General features: G+C 69.0%; 17 protein-coding genes. 4 read left to right on the top strand and 13 right to left on the bottom strand.

The window, feature by feature from the left end; translation table 11 throughout:
• Positions 1-134 precede the first annotated feature (134 nt).
• Both ACM9HJ_RS15225 and ACM9HJ_RS15220 read left to right on the top strand, forming a co-directional pair.
• Complete coding sequence (locus ACM9HJ_RS15225; protein WP_416572597.1) at positions 135-2,123, top strand: serine hydrolase domain-containing protein; 1,989 nt, start codon at positions 135-137, stop codon at positions 2,121-2,123.
• A gap of 77 nt (positions 2,124-2,200) precedes the next feature.
• The gene (locus ACM9HJ_RS15220) at positions 2,201-2,551 is read left to right on the top strand and encodes a RidA family protein (protein WP_416572596.1); all 351 of its coding nucleotides are present in this window, start codon (positions 2,201-2,203) and stop codon (positions 2,549-2,551) included.
• Between the two features lie 64 nt (positions 2,552-2,615).
• Here the strand turns inward: ACM9HJ_RS15220 and ACM9HJ_RS15215 are convergent, their stop codons facing one another.
• Positions 2,616-4,097 carry a M81 family metallopeptidase gene (locus ACM9HJ_RS15215; RefSeq protein ID WP_416572595.1) on the bottom strand — a complete coding sequence of 494 codons (1,482 nt, stop codon included), beginning with the start codon at positions 4,095-4,097 and terminating at the stop codon, positions 2,616-2,618.
• A gap of 4 nt (positions 4,098-4,101) precedes the next feature.
• Positions 4,102-5,241, bottom strand: coding sequence for an NAD(P)/FAD-dependent oxidoreductase (locus ACM9HJ_RS15210; RefSeq protein ID WP_416572594.1), 1,140 nt, complete (start codon positions 5,239-5,241; stop codon positions 4,102-4,104).
• Positions 5,242-5,610: 369 nt separating this feature from the next.
• On the opposite strand from ACM9HJ_RS15210, the gene ACM9HJ_RS15205 reads away from it, so the two are divergent.
• A complete protein-coding gene (locus tag ACM9HJ_RS15205; RefSeq protein ID WP_416572593.1) occupies positions 5,611-7,827 on the top strand; it encodes a TonB-dependent receptor in 2,217 nt (738 codons plus the stop codon).
• A gap of 146 nt (positions 7,828-7,973) precedes the next feature.
• A complete protein-coding gene (locus ACM9HJ_RS15200) occupies positions 7,974-8,642 on the top strand; it encodes a helix-turn-helix domain-containing protein (RefSeq protein WP_416572592.1) in 669 nt (222 codons plus the stop codon).
• Here the strand turns inward: ACM9HJ_RS15200 and ACM9HJ_RS15195 are convergent.
• Genes ACM9HJ_RS15195 through ACM9HJ_RS15145 form a run of 11 tightly spaced genes read right to left on the bottom strand, consistent with a single transcriptional unit; the run spans position 8,632 to position 16,767 of the window.
• Positions 8,632-9,357 (bottom strand): prepilin peptidase, encoded by a 726-nt coding sequence (locus ACM9HJ_RS15195; protein WP_416572591.1) that lies wholly within the window; start codon positions 9,355-9,357, stop codon positions 8,632-8,634. The genes ACM9HJ_RS15200 and ACM9HJ_RS15195 overlap by 11 nt on opposite strands.
• Positions 9,354-9,836, bottom strand: a complete 483-nt coding sequence (gene gspG / locus ACM9HJ_RS15190) for a type II secretion system major pseudopilin GspG (protein ID WP_416572590.1) — start codon at positions 9,834-9,836, stop codon at positions 9,354-9,356. The genes ACM9HJ_RS15195 and gspG overlap by 4 nt, the downstream gene beginning before the upstream one ends.
• Positions 9,833-10,210 (bottom strand): hypothetical protein, encoded by a 378-nt coding sequence (locus tag ACM9HJ_RS15185; protein WP_416572589.1) that lies wholly within the window; start codon positions 10,208-10,210, stop codon positions 9,833-9,835. The genes gspG and ACM9HJ_RS15185 overlap by 4 nt, the downstream gene beginning before the upstream one ends.
• Positions 10,207-10,770, bottom strand: coding sequence for a type II secretion system protein GspM (gene gspM, locus ACM9HJ_RS15180; protein WP_416572588.1), 564 nt, complete (start codon positions 10,768-10,770; stop codon positions 10,207-10,209). The genes ACM9HJ_RS15185 and gspM overlap by 4 nt, the downstream gene beginning before the upstream one ends.
• On the bottom strand, positions 10,760-11,686 hold the full coding sequence (locus ACM9HJ_RS15175; RefSeq protein ID WP_416572587.1) for a PilN domain-containing protein: 927 nt from the start codon (positions 11,684-11,686) through the stop codon (positions 10,760-10,762). The genes gspM and ACM9HJ_RS15175 overlap by 11 nt, the downstream gene beginning before the upstream one ends.
• The gene (locus ACM9HJ_RS15170; RefSeq protein ID WP_416572586.1) at positions 11,683-12,492 is read right to left on the bottom strand and encodes a hypothetical protein; all 810 of its coding nucleotides are present in this window, start codon (positions 12,490-12,492) and stop codon (positions 11,683-11,685) included. The genes ACM9HJ_RS15175 and ACM9HJ_RS15170 overlap by 4 nt, the downstream gene beginning before the upstream one ends.
• Positions 12,476-13,090 (bottom strand): prepilin-type N-terminal cleavage/methylation domain-containing protein, encoded by a 615-nt coding sequence (locus ACM9HJ_RS15165; RefSeq protein WP_416572585.1) that lies wholly within the window; start codon positions 13,088-13,090, stop codon positions 12,476-12,478. Before ACM9HJ_RS15165 ends, ACM9HJ_RS15170 begins: the two co-directional genes overlap by 17 nt.
• The gene (locus ACM9HJ_RS15160; protein ID WP_416572584.1) at positions 13,087-13,473 is read right to left on the bottom strand and encodes a prepilin-type N-terminal cleavage/methylation domain-containing protein; all 387 of its coding nucleotides are present in this window, start codon (positions 13,471-13,473) and stop codon (positions 13,087-13,089) included. The genes ACM9HJ_RS15165 and ACM9HJ_RS15160 overlap by 4 nt, the downstream gene beginning before the upstream one ends.
• The gene (locus ACM9HJ_RS15155) at positions 13,460-13,900 is read right to left on the bottom strand and encodes a GspH/FimT family pseudopilin (RefSeq protein ID WP_416572583.1); all 441 of its coding nucleotides are present in this window, start codon (positions 13,898-13,900) and stop codon (positions 13,460-13,462) included. The genes ACM9HJ_RS15160 and ACM9HJ_RS15155 overlap by 14 nt, the downstream gene beginning before the upstream one ends.
• The gene (locus tag ACM9HJ_RS15150) at positions 13,884-15,074 is read right to left on the bottom strand and encodes a type II secretion system F family protein (protein WP_416572582.1); all 1,191 of its coding nucleotides are present in this window, start codon (positions 15,072-15,074) and stop codon (positions 13,884-13,886) included. Before ACM9HJ_RS15150 ends, ACM9HJ_RS15155 begins: the two co-directional genes overlap by 17 nt.
• A gap of 4 nt (positions 15,075-15,078) precedes the next feature.
• Positions 15,079-16,767 carry a GspE/PulE family protein gene (locus ACM9HJ_RS15145; RefSeq protein WP_416572581.1) on the bottom strand — a complete coding sequence of 563 codons (1,689 nt, stop codon included), beginning with the start codon at positions 16,765-16,767 and terminating at the stop codon, positions 15,079-15,081.
• Between the last annotated feature and the right edge of the window lie 28 nt (positions 16,768-16,795).

Below are 16,795 nucleotides of genomic sequence, written 5' to 3'. Positions count from 1 at the left end.
CTGGTTGGCGCGTTGAGCGCCCGCGCACACATGTGCGCGGAAGCCAAGGGCGCGGATGCGCCCGCCCGGCGCCTGAGGGGCTGCGAATGCAGCTTCATAAAAGCAAAGACAACCTTCTGAACAGGGATCGATCCATGACACACCGTAAACGCCTGCTGGTACCCCTTCTGGCCGCCACCTTGCTGTCCCCCACCCCCGTCCTGGCCCAGGACCCCTTGTCACCGCCCCCGCCGCCCGCCGGGCCGACCGCGGTGGAGGCCGCCGCCCCCGCCGCCTTGACCAAGGCGGATGTGGAACTGCTGGTCGACGGTTTCCTGCCCTATGCCCTGCAGCGCGGCGACATTGCCGGGGCCGTCGTCACCGTGGTCAAGGACGGGCAGATCCTGTTCACCAAGGGCTACGGTGTTGCCGACCGGGAAACGAACGAGCCGGTGGATCCCGAAAAGCACCTGTTCCGGCCGGGTTCCATCTCCAAGCTGTTCACCTGGATCGCGGTGATGCAGCAGGTAGAGGCGGGCCGCATCGACCTGGACACCGACATCAACAAGTATCTGGGCTTCAAGATTCCCAATACCTGGCCCGAACCCATCACCATGCGCCATGTCATGACGCATACGGCCGGGTTCGCCGAAACGGTGCGCGACCTGATCGTGCGCGGCCAGGACCATCCGCTGGAGCTTGAGGCGCTGCTGGCCCGCTGGATACCGGAACGCGCCTTCAAGCCGGGTACGGTGCCCGCATATTCCAACTATGCCACGGCGCTGGCTGGCCTGATCGTGCAGCGGGTCAGCGGCGAGAAGTTCGAAGATTATATCGACAAGCACATCCTGGCCCCGGCCGGCATGAAACATTCCAGCATGGCCCAGCCGCTGCCGCCCCATCTGGCGCCGCTAATGTCCAAGGGCTATGGCTCGTCGCGCGACAAGGCGCAGGCATTCGAGGTGGTGAACCATGCGCCGGCCGGCTCGCTGTCGGCCAGCGGCGCCGATATGGGCCGGTTCATGATCGCCCTGCTGAACAAGGGCGAGGCCCCCAACGGCCGCATCCTGACGCCGGAAAGCCTGGCCCAGATGTGGAAGCCGCAATACCGCCCCCTGCCCGGCCAGGAACTGGCCATGGGCCTGGGCTTCTATGAACAGAACCGCAATGGCTACCGCATCATGGGCCATGGCGGCGACACCACCCTGTTCCACAGCGACCTGGCCATGTGGCTGGATGAGGGGGTCGGCCTCTATATCTCCTTCAACAGCACGGGCGACGATGTCTCGCGCGGGCCGATCCGCGACCAGCTGCACCGCATGATCGCCGACCGCTATTTCCCGCCCAAGACCAAGCCGGCGGAACCGGCCGTGGCCGCCGCCCCCATCAAGCGCGCCGTGCCGGTGGGCGGCACCTATTACATGTCGCGCCGGGCGGAAGGTACCCTGGTCAGCCTGATCAACCTGGTCGGCCAGGGCGATCTGGTCACCAACGACGATGGCACCGTCACCTTCAGCATGTTCCGCGATTATGCCGGCAAGCCCAAGCGCTGGCGCGAGGTGGCCCCCGACCGCTGGCAGGAGCCGGGCACCGACAGCCTGATGCATACGAAGACCGACGCCTCGGGCAAGGTCACCGCCATCACCACCGACGATTACCCCGCCATCTTCATCGCCCAGCCGGTGCCGGCCGGCATCAACAAGGGCTGGAACCTGCCGGCCCTGGGCCTCACCCTGACGCTGGCCCTGTTCGCCGTGCTGTGGTGGCCGGTGGCAGCATTGGTCCGCCGCCGCTATGGCGTGGCCCATCCGCTGACCGGCCGCGACCTGCTGGCCGACCGGCTGGTGCGCGGGGCAGCCCTGGCGTCGCTGATCTGCCTGGGCGGATTCGCAACCGTCATGGCAACGGCCATCGATCCGCTGATGTTCGGCGAGCTGGACCTGGTGCTGCGGCTGTTGCAGCTGGCGGGCCTGCTGGGCGTGCTGGGCGTGTTCCCGGCCGGCTGGCGTGCCTGGAAGCTGTGGACCGATCGCAATGCCGGCTGGTGGGCCCGCATCCGCGCCAGCCTGATGGTGCTGGTCTTCCTCTATGTGCTGTGGGTGGTGGAGACCTTCCACCTGCTGAGCCTGAAGCTCGACTATTAAGCTGTCTTTTCCCCTTCCCCACCCCCGGCCGGCGCCCCGCTGTCCGGGGGTTTTTCATCATATGAGGAGCTTTCATCATGTCCGTCGCCCCTGCCCTGTCCCCTGCCGTTGCCGCCGGTGACCTGCTGTTCCTGTCGGGCCAGCTGGCCTTCGGGCCGGATGGCGCCATCGTGGCGCCCGATGATGTGTCGGTGCAGACGGCACAGGTACTGGCCAATCTGGAACGTGTGCTGAAGGCCCATGGGCTGGGCCTGTCCGATATCGTCAAGACCAGCGTCTGGCTGACCGACACCGCCGATTTCCCCGCCTTCAATGCCGCCTATGCCAAGGCGCTCGGCGACCACCGCCCGGCCCGGTCCACCGTACGCAGCGACCTGATGCTGCCGGGGGCCAAAGTGGAGATCGATGCGGTGGCTTTGCGGCGCTGATAGAAAAAGGCCCCGGGCGGCGGACCGTCCGGGGCCAGTTGTCAGCTAGGAGCAACAAAGGCCGTCAGGCGTCCAGGCCCAACGGATCGGCCACGCGCGGCCAGAAATCCAGCGCGCGCGTGCGATAGGGGATGGTGGCGAATGCCGGCGCGATGGCGCCCGGCGTCGATACGTAATGGATGCTGGACGCCAGCGGCGCGAAGCCGGCATGGAAATGCTGGGTCGATTTCACCACGATCAGGTCCAGGCCCGAGAGGTCGATGCCCAGGCCGGTGAAGACGTCGGGCTGGAACACCTGGCTGCGCTGGCTGGCCAGCACGATCTGCAATCCGCCCGGCCCCTCCAGCCAGACCGACAGGCCCAGCGATGTCGGTTCCCCGTCCAGCCCCATCTGGGTATGGGCCGGCAGGATGTTGCGCACGGTGACGGGCAGGTCGACGGGATCGCCCGATGCCGGCCCGCACTTGCCGCCCAGCCGCAGGTCGAAATGCGAACCGATGCCGGCATTGACGCAGATATTGATGGCCCCCAGGTCCCAGAAACAGCCGATGGCGGCATTGCCGATGCCCCGGTCCAGCAGGCGGCGCAGGATGAAGGTGCTGTCGCCCGGCGCCCCGCCGCCGGGATTGTCGGCCACATCGGCGATCACCGCCGGCCGGCCCGGCACCCTGGGTGCGGCCAGAATCTTTTCCAATGCCGTGTCCAGCCCGATGGCGGCGGGACGCAACGCCTCCCGCTCGCGATAAAGCCGTTCGCCGAAGGTGCGGGCCACGAAGGCCGCCTTGCCGGCATCGCCATCGGTCACCGCCCAGACGCGCGTCCCCGTCCAGGGCGTGTCGCCCCAGGGGAAACCATGGGCGAGCGAGACGGACAGGATGCCGTCCTGCCGCTGCGCCGTCTGCATGTCGCGCACGAAGGACAGCATGGGCTCCACCGTGGTCGGATAGAGCGTGATCATGCGGCAGTCGAAATCGCGCATGACCGGCCTTATTTCCCGCCTGGCCGCGCGCAGGCACAGGTCGAACAGCTCGTCCGCCCGCTCCAGCCCGTCGGTATGGGGATATTCCTTCATGGCGATCAGCACGTCGGCGCTGTCCAGCATGGCGGGCGACAGGTGGCAATGCGGGTCCAGTTCCACCCCGATCACCACGTCCGGCCCCACCTGCGCCCGGATGGCGGCTAGCAGCGCGCCCTCGCAATCATCCTGGCCCACGGCCATCATGGCGCCGTGCAGCAGCAGCAGGACCATGTCCACCGGCCCGGCCTGGGCCAGACCGTCCAGCAATTCCGCCCTGAAATCCTCCCACACGGGGGCAAGGGTGCGGCCCGCCGGCTGGGCGAAGGCGCACAGCCCTTCGGCGACCTCGATCCCGGCGGCTTCGGCCCGGCGGCGCCAGATGCGCAGCAAGGGCCCGCCCTCGTTGATCTGCGGGCTGGTGGAGGCATCGCCGTGGAAGATGCCATATTCCTGGAAACTGCCCAGGCCGGTGGGCATCGGCGCGAAGCTGTTGGTCTCCGTGACCAGGGCCGCCATGAACATGCGCATCTTGTCATTCCCCCTTGCAGCGGTCGGGCGACAGGTCGGCCACCGATACCCCGGCATCGGCGATGTCGGCGGGCAGCACGCCATGGTCCAGCAGGCTGGCCCCCACCCGCGCCAGGGCCGGCGCCATCTGGATGCCATAGCCGCCCTGGGCCGCGAACCAGAAGAAGGACGGGTGGCTGGCGGGCGCGCCCACCACGGGGCTGCGGTCGGCAACGAAGCTGCGCAGGCCGGCCCAGCTGCGCGATACGCGGCGCACGGGCAGGTCGGCGGATGCCTGCACCCGGTCGACGCAGATGGCGATGTCCATCTCGTCCGCCTGGGCGTCGCACGGCGGCGACGGCGTCTCATCGGCGGGCGAGGCCAGGATCATGCCGGCGTCGGGCTTGAAATAGAAGCTGCCGCCGGCATCGATGACCGCCGGCCAGCGATGGATGTCGAAGCCGGGCGGCGGGTCCAGCATCATGGCCGTACGGCGCAGCGGCATCAGCCCGACCGTGGGCACGCCGGCCATCCGCGCCAGCTCATCCGCCCAGGCGCCGGCGGCATTGACCAGCTTCTTCGCCCGTACCGGCCCATCGGCGAAGGACAGCGTCCAGGCGGAACCGTCCCAGCCGGCACCCGTCAACGCCGCGTCGGTGCGCAATTCCACCCCGCCGGCCTTGGCCCGGCGCAGGAAGCCCTGGTGGATGGCATGCACATCCATGTCCATGGCGTCCGCTTCCCACAGCGCCCCGCGCAGCGGGCCGGGATGCAGGATGGGCACCATGTCCAGGGCGGCCCGCGGCGACATCTCCAGGGCGGTCGCACCGGTGCGGATGGCGGACTCCCGGATTTCCCGTACGGCGTCGGATTGCGGATCATCGGTGATGTAGAGCACGCCCCGCGGTGTGAGCAGCGGATGGTCGGCAAAGCCCGGCGGCGGATCCATGAAGAAGGCGCGGCTGGCCGCCGTCAGCGTGCAGACGGTGCTGTTGCCGTAAAGCACGCTGTATAGCGCCGCGGACCGCCCCGTCGTGTGGTAACCGGGGAAACTCTCCCGCTCCGCCAGCAGGATGCGCCGGCCCGGTACCCCGCCGGCCAGCATCGCTGCCAGCGAGGCGCCACCAATACCGGCGCCGATGATCGCGATGTCGAATTCCTGCATGTGAAACCTCCCTTGGGGCGCCATGGTCGGTAATCTTGCCGAGTATGTCAAATTTTTTTCTTATAGTGAATATCGTTAAGGATGATGGATCGGGCGTGGATCGGGGGCCCCTGATATCCGGAGCGAAAGGGCGCAATATGTTGCAGGGGCTTGCGGCCATGACGGGCGGGCATCGGCAATCTGTCGCAAAATTTTCTTATCGGAATAATGCTTGTTGACCCCCTTGCCGATCCCTGTTTTAATTTTCCGGTAATCAATCAAACGCGCTTCTGTAACCGGCCGCTCGGGTGTGGGCCGGAACAGGTTCGTGCGCCCTCAACGCAAGGGGCCGGCCAACGGCCCCAGCCTCGGACAGGAAAGGCGGTTACAATGGATTTCATGCATGAAGGGCCACGCCCACGGATGCGGGCCGGCCTGCTGGCCGGCATCGCGCTGTCGGTGCTGCCGCTGCTGCCGGCGACGGGACAGACCAGTACCGAACCGCTGATGCTGGAGGAGATCATCGTCACGGCGCAAAAGCGCCTGGAAAATCTCCAGACCGTGCCGGCATCGGTCTCCGTGCTGAGCGGGGAACGCATCGCCCGGTCCAGCCCCACGGGTGTCGCCGACTATGCCGCCTACATGCCGGGCCTGGCCATCAGCAGCGGCGGCACGCCGGGCCAGGTGTCGATCAGCCTGCGCGGCGTGTCCCCCGTGGGGCCGGGGGCCACGGTCGGCACCTATATCGACGACACGCCGCTGGGTTCCAGCGCCAATTACGCCCGCGCCGCCATCTATGCGCTGGACCTGTTCCCCTATGACATCCAGCAGGTGGAGGTGCTGCGCGGGCCGCAGGGCACGCTCTATGGCGCCAGCACCATGGGCGGCCTGCTGAAATACGTCACCCGCAAGCCCGACCTGAAGGAGACGGAAATCCGCCTGGGCACCGACCTGTCGGGCACCGACGGCACCGGTGCCGCCAACTGGGGCATACGCGGACAGGTGAACCTGCCGCTGGTCGATGACCGGCTGGCGGTGCAGGCCAGCCTCTACAAGCAGAAGAACCAGGGCTATATCAACGATGCGCGTACCGGCGCCGACGGCATCAACCCCTCCACGCAGAAGGGTGCCCGCGTCGCCCTGCTGTGGCGGCCGGCGGAACCGGTTACGGTGCGCCTGTCGGCCCTGTTCCAGAATACCGACAGCCGCAACAATGCCGTCGTCGCCTATGACACGGGTACCGACCAGCCCATCGATGGCCGGCTGGACAGCCGGTACCATATGGACCAGCCGTTCGAGAAGGACCTTGACCTCTATACGGCCACCCTGGAATGGGACCTGGATTTCGCGGCGCTGACCTCTGCCAGCAGCTATTCCACGGCCAAGGTGGACACGGTGCAGGATGCCAGCGAGATCTATGGCGTGGCCTTCCCGGCCCTGACCGGCGGGGCGGTGCCGGCCGGCCTGTCGCGCTTCGACCTGCTGCTGGACCATGAGAAATTCACCCAGGAAGTCCGCCTCGCCTCCCCGTCGGGCGGCGGGCTGGAATGGATGCTGGGCGGGTTCTATACCTGGGAGGACAGCACCAACATCCAGGCGGCCAGCGCCCAGACGATGAGTGGCGCCTCCATCCCCGGCCTGGACCCGCTGGCCACGGCCAGCCTGCCCACGACGTACGAGGAGGTGGCAGTGTTCGGCAATGCCACCGTCGCCATCACCGACCGGTTCGACATTACCGGCGGGCTGCGCTGGGCCCATAACAGCCAGGATTTCACCCAGATCTCAGACGGCGCCCTGCTGGGCGGGGCGCAGGAGGTGCCGGGCACATCGTCGGAGAACGTCCTGACCTTCATGGCCAGCCCGCGTTTGCGCGTGGATGAGGACCTGACGCTCTATGGCCGCGTGGCCAGTTCCTACCGGCCCGGCGGCCCCAACGTCGCCCTGCCCAACGTGCCGCCCAGCGTCGATGCCGACACCCTGGTCAGCTACGAGGCCGGGGTGAAATCGACCCTGCTGGACGGACGGTTGCAGGCCAATGCCTCGATCTTCTATGTCGACTGGAAGGATATCCAGATCAGCGCGTCCACCGGCGGCGTCTCCTTCCTGCAGAATGGCGGCAAGGCGCAGAGCAAGGGGCTGGAGTTTGAAACCGTGTTCGTGCCGGCCGATGGCTGGCGCCTGGGGGCCAACGGCGCCTATACCGACGCCAGCTTCAAGGGCGACATTCCCGGCGTGGGCGCGCAGGATGGCGACCGGTTGCCGCTGATCCCCAAATATTCCTTCGCGCTGACCGCCGATTATGAATGGGACCTGGCGGCGGAATGGACCGCCAATGTCGGCGGCGGCTATCGCTGGACCGGGGCCGTGCACAGCGATCCCGAAAGCTCGCCTGAATTCGTGCGGACCAAGGCGCATGGGGTGCTGGATTTGAACGCCGGCGTCGGCAACGACACTGTGGCCCTGCGCTTCTATATCCGCAACGCCACCAATTCCCACGCGACCACGGCGGCCGACCTGATCACCAGTGCACTTGGCGCGCCGGTGCAGATCGACCGGACGGTGCTGCAACCGCGCACCATCGGCCTCAGCCTGGATTTGACCTACTGACCTGTTTCACCAACCTTCGGCTGCTGTGAACTGCCACAGGGAAAAGGGTTCCATTCGACCCTGCCCCTGTGGCATTTTTTGTTTCCGAAGCGCTAAACCAACCCGCAGGAACGGAAAATGCGGGATGTACCGGGGATCGTGGAGAGATGACGCGGAGAGCACCGATCGGCAAGGCCCTGCGCCGGTTGCGCCAGCAGAACGACTGGACGCTGGCCGACGTGGCGGAACGCACCGGCCTGGCCGTCTCCACCCTGTCCAAGGTCGAGAATGACCGCATGTCGCTGACCTTCGACAAGATCGTCAGCCTGTGCGAGGGGCTGGGCGTCGATATCGGCACCCTGTTCACCGGCGACGCGCCGCAGGCGGGCGAGGCGGATGCATCGGCCGCGCCAGTGGCCATGATGACCAGGCGCAGCGTCGACAAGGGTAGCGGGGATGATGCGCTGGTGCCCACCAAGAATTACCGCCACCGCTATCTGAACACCGATATCACCCACAAGAAGATGATCCCCATCCTGGTGGAACATCGCGCCCGCACCATGGAGGAATTCGGCGCCCTGGTCCGCCATCCGGGGGAGGAATTCGTCTATGTGATGGAAGGGGCCATCGAGCTGCACACCGAATTCTACGCCCCCACCCTGGTGAAGGCGGGGGAGAGCATCTATCTGGACAGCACCATGGGCCATGCCTATCTGGCGGCCTCCGACGGGCCGTGCCGCACCCTGTCGGTCTGTTCCAGTCCGGAGACCGCCCTGGCCAAGGCGCTGATGGTGAACGAGCCGACCGTGACCCTGAAGAAGCCGGTCAAGGAATAGGGCCCCACAGCACGCAGGCCAGCAGCGACAGGCACAGCGCCGGGCCGAAGGCGATGCCCGCCGCCGTTTCCCGCCCCAGGGCGCGCAGGCACAATATCTGCGCGATGCCGGCCAGACCCGACAGCAGCAGGAAGGGCGGCAGGCCGAACGGTCCCAGCCACAGACCGGCCGCCGCCATCAGCTTCACATCACCCAGCCCCAGCGCCTCCCGCCCCACGCGCCTTCCCACCAGATAGCGCACGCCCAGCGCCAGCAGGCCGAACAGCAGGCCACCCGCCAGCGTGTCGGCAAGGTCGATCCGCCCCGGCACCAGCACCAGCAGGGCCACCAGCGCCACGCCCACATCCGGCAGATAGCGCCATTGCGCATCGACCAGCGCCAGGAACAGCAGCACGCTGCCCAACAAGGCCAAGACCAGGGCCTGCAGCGGATCGGGAACCAGCAGCGGGCACAGACCCCAGAACAGCGCCGTCCCCCCCTCGATCAGCGGATAGCTAGGGCTGATGGCGGCGGCGCAGTGCCGGCAATGCCCCCGTGTCCACAGCCAGGACAGCACCGGCATCAGGTCCAGCGGCCCCAGCACATGGCCGCAGGTCGGGCACGCCGACCGTCCCCAGGGCGTGATCTGCCGCGGCAGGCGCCAAGCCATGGCGGCCGTCAGGCTGCCGAAGCAGGCGCCGGTGACGGCGAAGACCGGCGGCAAGGGATCGATCATGGCGCTCCCGGCACGGCGATATCGGCATCGGCCCCGGAACCGCCCGGCTTGCCGTCGGCTCCCAGGCTCAGCACGCGGGCCTGCCGCCCGCTCTCGTCGGGTTCATAGAGATAGGCGCGGTCCCAGGGATCGTTGGGCACGCCCCCCTCCAGGTACGGCCCCATCCAGCGCCGCGCGGCCGCCCCGTCCTTGGGCGGGGTGACCAGCAGCGCCAGCCCCTCCGCCTTGCTGGGGAAGCGGCCCAGGTCCAGGTGCAGCGTGTCCAGCGCGGTCTTCAGCACACGGGCCTGGGCCGTGGCCGCCGTCACCTTGCCGCGATCGACATTGGACAGAAGCCGCATGCCGACCAGGCCCAGCAGCAGGCCGATGATGACCAGCACCACCAGCATCTCCAGAAGCGTGAAGCCGGCCTGACTGCGGCGCCGGGCGATGCGGGACGGGTTGGGCATGATGATGTCCTCGTGATCGATAATGTTCATGGCAATGACCCGCCCACGGAAAGGCGAAGACGGGTGCCGTCGGGGGCGGTGAGCAATGCTGCACCCGGCTCCACGGACAGCAGGCGCCAGCCATCCAGCTCGTCGCCCGGCGACAAAGACCGGCTGGTCCCGTCGACCAGCAGCAGCAGCGCCACCCGCTGCCCGCCGCGGCGCATGGTGCCGATCAGGCGTCGTTCGCCGGCTATGGCGGCGGAAGGAGGGGTGGCCGGAGCCACACCCTGGCGGCCGGGCATGAAAAGCGGGCGCTCGACGATGGCGGGAAACTCCGACAAAGGCGGCAACGTGTAGTCGGACTGGGCGGCCGATGCCGGGGTGGTCGCCAGCAGGGTCAGAAAGGGGATGAGGGGCTTCATTCCTCTCCTCCCCCCGCCATCCGGCGGCGCAGGCCGGTGACGGTCAGCGACAGCGTCAGCCGCTCCCCGCCTTCGCCCGCTTGCAGCTCCAGCCCCGTGATGACCAGCCTGGGTCGCCCCCCCTCCAGCGCGTGCAGCAATGCCCGCAGCTGGGCATGGCTGACGGCGGCGTCCAGGCGGGCGGCGACCTGCGGGTCTTCGGTGGGCAGCAGGCGGACACTGTAAAGCTGCCCACCCGCCTCATTCACCCGCCGCGACAGCAGCCCTTGCAGTTCGGCCGCCGCCAGGGCGGGGCTGTCACCGGACAGGTAATCGGCGGCCAAGCCATCCAACGCCACCAGTTCCGCCTGTTCCGCCATCAGCCGTTCCACCCGGCCGGCCAGATTGCCCTGGGCCGTACGCTGGATTTCCAGTGCCTTGATCTCCGCATGCTGATCCAGCAGCAGCCCGGCCAGGGGCCAGACCAGCAGCACCAGGAACAGCAGCGCCAGCAACAAGTTCAGCCCCCAATAAAGGCGGTTCGCCTGGGCTGGCCGGGCCAGGAAGGTTTCAAGCGGCATCGGTGCGCGCCTTCAGCGATAGGTGGAAACGGTCGCCCTGCGGCCCGCTGCGCAGCAGGGGCGCCTCGAACCGCACATCCTCGAAACGCGCGGCGGTGGACAGAAGGGATGGCAGGGCGGCACCATCGCGGCTGTAGCCCAGCAGGTGGATGCGGTCCCCCTCCACCCGCAATTCGGTCAGATAGCTGCTATCGGGCAGCAGAGCGCTCAACCGTTCCAGCATGACCAACTGGCTGGGTGCCTCGCGCCTGGCGGTGACGGCGGCCAGGGTGTCCGTGCGCAGGCGGGACACGCGCTGGCCCAGGGCGCGGGCCTGCGCGGCCTCCATCGTGCCGGCCTCCACCTCCGTGCGCAGCGCGATCAACTGCCCTTCCTGCGACAGGGCCAGGGCCAAGGGCGGGACCAGCAGCAACAGGCAGGCCAGCAGCAGGCGCGGCGGCAGGCGGCGGGGCAGCGGGTCGCCCATTGGCAGGGTGGCTCCCGCCAATTCCACGGCCAGGGGCGGGGGCATGCCCCGGTCGGCGGCGGCGGTCAGGGCCGCGGCGATGCGGGCGCGGGGCAAAGCATCGATGCGGACATTCAGCACCCCGCCTTCGGCCGTGCCCTCCACCTGCGCGTCATAAAGGGCGGTTTCCGGGGTCAGCGGCGTCCAGTGGCCCAGCTGCATCCCCACCAGCCGGCGCAGATGCGGTCGGGCCGTGGCCGGCAGCTGGTAATACAGGGTCAGGGGGGCCACACCGTCCAGCCGCAGATGCCAGGGGGTGCGGGCGACGCCCAGCGGTTCCAGCCCCCTCACGCCCAGGCGCCAAGGGACAGGGTCCGGTCCCGTCCGGGTCAGCCAGCGCGGCAGGTGCGATAGGCTGCGATCCAGCCACCAGCCCGCCAGGCGGCGGGCCATGTCGGCATATCTGCTCATGATGCCTCGTCATCGGCGGCGATGGCGGGGGCCGGTTCCCGCCATTCCAGGATATGAAAGGCCTGCGCCCCCTGGATGGTGATCCAGACCAGGGCCTCGGCACTGGCGACCGCCCCTTGCGGGGTGCGTGCCGTGACACGCAGGGTGAACAGGGTCGATGGTGGACCGCTCGGCGTCAGGCCCAGGCCGGCCAGCACGCCCGGGTCCTGCATACCCCGCACCAGGCCGGGCCAGCGGGCGCGCAGCACAGGCGGCATGGCACGCAATGACACCGCCCCTTCCGCCATGACCGGGCCATGCACGGTCAACAGCGGGTACAGCCGGGCGAAGGCGTCGGGCGACAGGAAGGCACCCAGTTCCAGGGTGCTGTTCCAAGGCTCGCCCCCGCTGCTTCTGCGTTGAGCCAGAGCAGTGGTCAGGGCGCCCAGTTGATCGGCGGGCAGCAGGCGGGCAGCCACGGCAAGGATGCGCGCCTGCGGTGTGCGGTTCAGATCCATCCGCCCGGCTTCATCCCACAGGCGCAGGGTGACCTCCCCCTCCGGTTCCGCCAGCATCACGGGGCGGCCGTCGGCCGCCAGCTGGCGGGCGGGATCGGGATGGACGGCCAGCATCACCCCCAGGCTGATCCCGGTATCGACCAGGGCACGGGCCTGAGCCAGTTGGTCGGCACCCGCCTGCCGGCGCGTGGCCTGACCGGCGGTGGCGGCGATGCCGGCGGCCAGCAGGGCCAGCGCCATCGACACCCACAGCGCCATGGGCAGGGCGATGCCGCGCTGGCGGGAATGTTGGTCAGCCCTGGCGGTCACGGCAGAACCCCTCCCCCAGCGCCAGGACGCAGCCCCGGTCGGCATCGGCGCGCACCGGCAGGACGATGGCCGGCATCACCCGCCCGCCCGCAATCACCTCCAGCCGGACCAGACGCGGCCAGCGAACATTGTCGGTCCAGTCGGACACCCATCCCTGGCGCGGATCATCACCGCGATAGGACAGGCGGAAGCTGAAATCGCCCTCGGCCAGAACGGTTTCGTACCGGGGATGGCCCTCACGGCTCTGCGCATAGAGCAGCCTGCCGCCATCGGCCCTGATGTCGGCGATGGCCAGCCCGCCCCGGCCGGGCAAGGGCGGGTCGGCCAGGGGGAAGCTCAGCCGGTCGGCCTTGGCGGTCAGGACGTAGCGCACGCCCAGCCCATCCTCCACCATCAGCAGCAGGGCGCGCGATACCTGCCGGCGCAGCACGTCGCGGACCAGCGACAGCTGCCCCGCCCGGTCGGCGGCATCGGTGACGCGGGCCCGCGCCTTGCCCAGGGTGCCCATGGCCATGGCTGCCACGGTCAGCACCAGCCCCAGCACGGCCAGCGCCACCATCGCCTCCAGCAAGGTGAACCCCGCCTGCCGCTTCCTCATGGTGCCGCCACCAGTCTGGTGCTGGCAAGGTCCAGCACCGGTCCGGCTTGGTCCGACACGGATACTGCGACGCGATAGGCCGCCATGCCGCGGGCGGCGGCACCGTCGAAGGGCGGGTCGCTGCGCGGCGTGACGGACAGGGTCCAGCGATAGCCACCGCCCTCCCCCTGATACTCACCGGGCGCCAGATTCTGTTCGACACCCAATGCCGCCAACTGCGCCTCGGCGATGGACAGGGCCATGGCGCGGCGTTCCACGGTGCGCGCGGCCCGGCCACCGCCGGACAGCAGCGTGTAGGCGGGTGCCAGCACCAGGGCCAGCAGCACCAGGGCCACCATGGCCTCCAGGAGCGTGAAACCGTCCTGTCCCTCAGTCCGTTTCATGGTGTACCCGTCCCGTCAGCCAGTCGACGCGCAGCCTGCGTTCCCCCCCGCCCCGCCCCGTCAGGCGGATGGTCGCCCCGCTGGCGCTGCCATCGGGCAGGAAGCGGATGCGGGCGACACCATCGGCCATCAGTTCCGCATCGCCTTCCACATGCAACGAAGATGTGGCCGGCAGGTTGCCGCCGCCCCAGCCGGGATCGGCCAGATTGAGCGCCAGGGTCACCGGCTCCCCGGTCAGCACCGCCTGTTCGCGTGCATCCGACAGCACCATGGCCAGGGTGCGCGCATCGGCATCCAGGGCGGCGCGGCCCAGGCTCAGGCGTGGGGCGACCAGGGCCGTGGCCACGCCCAGCAGCAGCAGGACCACCAGCATCTCCAGCAGGGTGAAGCCCGCCTGCCGGCGGTTTCGATCAGAAGGCCAGCTCATTGATCGACACCAGGGCCATCAGGATGGAAACCACGATGCCGCCCACGAACAGGGCCAGCAGCAGGATCAGGGCCGGCTCCAGCAGCGCCAGGAAGCGCTTGATGGCGGTTTCCAGCTTGTCCTCGTACATCTCCGCCAGTTGTTCGGCCACCTCGGCCAGCCGCGCGCTCTGCTCCCCCACCCGGATCAGGGTAACGGCCAGGTCGGGCAGCGGATGATCCTTGGGCAGGCCCGCGGTCAGGGGCCTTCCGTCGCGCACAGCGTCACGCATGGCCAGGACGGATGTCGCCAGCACGCTGTTTCCCGCCATCCCTGCCGACAGTTCCAGGGCACGCGGCAGCCCCACCCCGGCGCGCAGCAGCACCGACAGGCCGCGCGCCATCCGCGCCACGCCGGCCATCACCGCCATCGGCCCCAGCAGCGGCAGGCGCAGCCTCATCCGGTCACGCCACGGCCCCAGCGACGGCCGGCGCAGCAGCAGCCAGCCCAGCAGCACCAGGCACAACAGGCCGGCGAACGCCATGTCGGCCCAATTGCCCAGAAAGGCGGACAAGGCCAGCACCAGTTCCGTCGACGCCGGCAGCGCCTGCCTGGCATTGGCGAACAAAGGCGCGAATTGCGGCACGACATAGAGCAGCAGCAGCAGCAGAGAGGACACGGCCACCAGCCCCAGCACGGTGGGATAGATCAGGGCCGAGGTGACGGCGCGCGCCACCCGCCGCTGCCGGTCCAGCAGCAGGCAGAGCTGTTCCAGCACCAGATCGAGAGCGCCGGCCCCCTCCCCCGCCCGCACCATGGCGGCATAGAGCGGGGGGAAGCCGCCGGCCTTGGCCAGCGCATCGCCCAGCCCCGCCCCGCCATGCAGCCGGTCCAGTGCCTTGGTCAGGCGCGGACGCAGCGCCGCCGGCGCCAGCCCACCGGCCAGCAGGCTCAAGGCGCGTTCCAGCGGCAATCCGGCGCGCAGCAGCAGGCGCAGTTCCTTGGTGGCCAGCAGCAGATCGTCGGTGTCGGCCCCGGCACTGGACAGGCGGCGGGCGGCCACAGGCGCGACGCGCACCGGATGCCAGCCCTGGCCGCGCAGCCGTTCCAGGATGGCGGCGTCGCTGGCGCCCTCCATCCGGCCGCTGCGTTCGGTGCCCGCATTGTCCAGCGCGATATAGGTGAATTCCGGCATGGGGTCAGTCCCCGGCCTCTGTCACGCGCGCCACCTCGGCAAAGCTGGTCAGCCCTTCCAGCACGCGCGCCAGCCCGTCGCGGCGCAAGGTGTGAAAGCCGGATGCCCGCGCCGCCGCCTCAATGGCACCCGTCGGCGCGCGTTCGATGACCAGACGGCGCATACTCTCATCCAGGCGCAGCATCTCGAAGATGCCGGCGCGGCCGACATAGCCGGTGCCTCCGCAGCGCGAGCAGCCCACCGGCCCCATCAGGGGCGGGCAGGGCTCGCCCGGCGCCAGCAGGCCGGCAGCGCGCAAGGCGGCCTGGGCCGCCTCGTCCGCCGGGGCCGGCGCCTTGCAGCGGGGGCAGAGCATGCGCACCAGCCGCTGCGCCACCACCCCGCGCAGGGTCGATGCGATCAGGAAGGGTTCCACCCCCATCTCCATCAGCCGGGTCACGGCCCCGGCGGCACTGTTGGTGTGCAGGGTGGTCAGCACCAGATGGCCGGTCAAGGCGGCCTGCACGGCGATGTCGGCCGTCTCCGCATCGCGCGTCTCCCCCACCAGGATCACGTCGGGGTTCTGGCGCAGCATGGAGCGCAGGACGGCGGCGAAATCCAGGCCGATGGAAGGATGCACCTGCACCTGATTGACCCGCGCCATCTGGTACTCGACCGGGTCCTCCACCGTCAGCACCTTGCGCGTGGCAGCATCGACCAGGCGTAGCGCGGCGTACAGCGTCGTGGTCTTGCCGCTGCCCGTGGGTCCGGTGACCAGGACGAGGCCGTGCGGGTTGGCCATCATCCGGCGCAGCGCGCCCTCATCCCCCCCCGACAGGCCCAGGGCCGGCAGTTCCATGGCCCCGACCGACCCGTCCAGCACGCGGATGACCACGCTTTCCCCATGCACGGTGGGCAGGGTGGAGACGCGCAGATCCACCGACCGCGTGCCCATCCTGTGGCGCACGCGTCCATCCTGCGGCAGGCGGCGTTCGGCGATGTCCAGCCCGGCCAGGATCTTGATGCGGCTGACCATCGCACGGACCAGCGACAAAGGCGGCGGCGGCCGGTTATGCAGCACCCCGTCGATGCGATAGCGCAGGATCAGGGTGTCGGCGAAGGGTTCGATATGGATGTCCGACGCACGGGCCTTCACCGCCTCGTCGATGACATGGGCGACCAGCCGGACCACGGGCGCCTCGCTGGCCTGGTCCTTCAGCCGGTCGACGGCTTCATCCTCATGCCCGTGATGGTCGTTGGCCACGTCGCCGACGATGCTGTCCAGCGCACTGCGCCCGCCGCCCAGCCTTTCCTGGAACAATTCCTCCCATTCCGGGACAGGCATGATACCGAGACGCACATGCACGGACAGCGCCAGTTCGGCCTGCAACCGCACGCCGTCCGCCACCGGATCGCAGGCGGCCAGCAGCACCCCGTCCTCATCGGCCAGAACCGGCAGCAGCCGGTGACGGCGCAGCCAGTCTGGCGACAGCGGCGCCAGATCCTGCGGCACATCGGGCAAGGCGCTGGCCCGCAGCAACGGCAACCCATGCTGGCGCGCCAGGAACAGGGCACGGTCCAGCGGCGTTATCAGCCCGGATTCCAGCAATACCTGATCCAGCGGCCGCCCGTCGGCCCGTGCCGTGGCTTCGGCCCGGCGAAGGTCGGCGTCATTGACGCGCAGGCCGGCCGCCTGGATGTCGGACAAGGTCATGAACATTGATCACCAATAACCGCCGGTG

This window comes from Niveispirillum sp. KHB5.9 (assembly GCF_048066115.1).
In the GTDB taxonomy this organism is placed as follows: domain Bacteria; phylum Pseudomonadota; class Alphaproteobacteria; order Azospirillales; family Azospirillaceae; genus Niveispirillum.
The sequence above is the reverse complement of the archived record's forward strand: the minus strand, read 5'-3'. Positions and strand labels throughout refer to the sequence as shown.

Coding starts and splice junctions, on each gene's coding strand:
- ACM9HJ_RS15225 (WP_416572597.1), top strand. CDS start 135: ATGACACACCGTAAACGCCTGCTGGTACCCCTTCTGGCCGCCACCTTG.
- ACM9HJ_RS15220 (WP_416572596.1), top strand. CDS start 2,201: ATGTCCGTCGCCCCTGCCCTGTCCCCTGCCGTTGCCGCCGGTGACCTG.
- ACM9HJ_RS15215 (WP_416572595.1), bottom strand. CDS start 4,097: ATGCGCATGTTCATGGCGGCCCTGGTCACGGAGACCAACAGCTTCGCG.
- ACM9HJ_RS15210 (WP_416572594.1), bottom strand. CDS start 5,241: ATGCAGGAATTCGACATCGCGATCATCGGCGCCGGTATTGGTGGCGCC.
- ACM9HJ_RS15205 (WP_416572593.1), top strand. CDS start 5,611: ATGGATTTCATGCATGAAGGGCCACGCCCACGGATGCGGGCCGGCCTG.
- ACM9HJ_RS15200 (WP_416572592.1), top strand. CDS start 7,974: ATGACGCGGAGAGCACCGATCGGCAAGGCCCTGCGCCGGTTGCGCCAG.
- ACM9HJ_RS15195 (WP_416572591.1), bottom strand. CDS start 9,357: ATGATCGATCCCTTGCCGCCGGTCTTCGCCGTCACCGGCGCCTGCTTC.
- gspG (WP_416572590.1), bottom strand. CDS start 9,836: ATGAACATTATCGATCACGAGGACATCATCATGCCCAACCCGTCCCGC.
- ACM9HJ_RS15185 (WP_416572589.1), bottom strand. CDS start 10,210: ATGAAGCCCCTCATCCCCTTTCTGACCCTGCTGGCGACCACCCCGGCA.
- gspM (WP_416572588.1), bottom strand. CDS start 10,770: ATGCCGCTTGAAACCTTCCTGGCCCGGCCAGCCCAGGCGAACCGCCTT.
- ACM9HJ_RS15175 (WP_416572587.1), bottom strand. CDS start 11,686: ATGAGCAGATATGCCGACATGGCCCGCCGCCTGGCGGGCTGGTGGCTG.
- ACM9HJ_RS15165 (WP_416572585.1), bottom strand. CDS start 13,090: ATGAGGAAGCGGCAGGCGGGGTTCACCTTGCTGGAGGCGATGGTGGCG.
- ACM9HJ_RS15160 (WP_416572584.1), bottom strand. CDS start 13,473: ATGAAACGGACTGAGGGACAGGACGGTTTCACGCTCCTGGAGGCCATG.
- ACM9HJ_RS15155 (WP_416572583.1), bottom strand. CDS start 13,900: ATGAGCTGGCCTTCTGATCGAAACCGCCGGCAGGCGGGCTTCACCCTG.
- ACM9HJ_RS15150 (WP_416572582.1), bottom strand. CDS start 15,074: ATGCCGGAATTCACCTATATCGCGCTGGACAATGCGGGCACCGAACGC.
- ACM9HJ_RS15145 (WP_416572581.1), bottom strand. CDS start 16,767: ATGACCTTGTCCGACATCCAGGCGGCCGGCCTGCGCGTCAATGACGCC.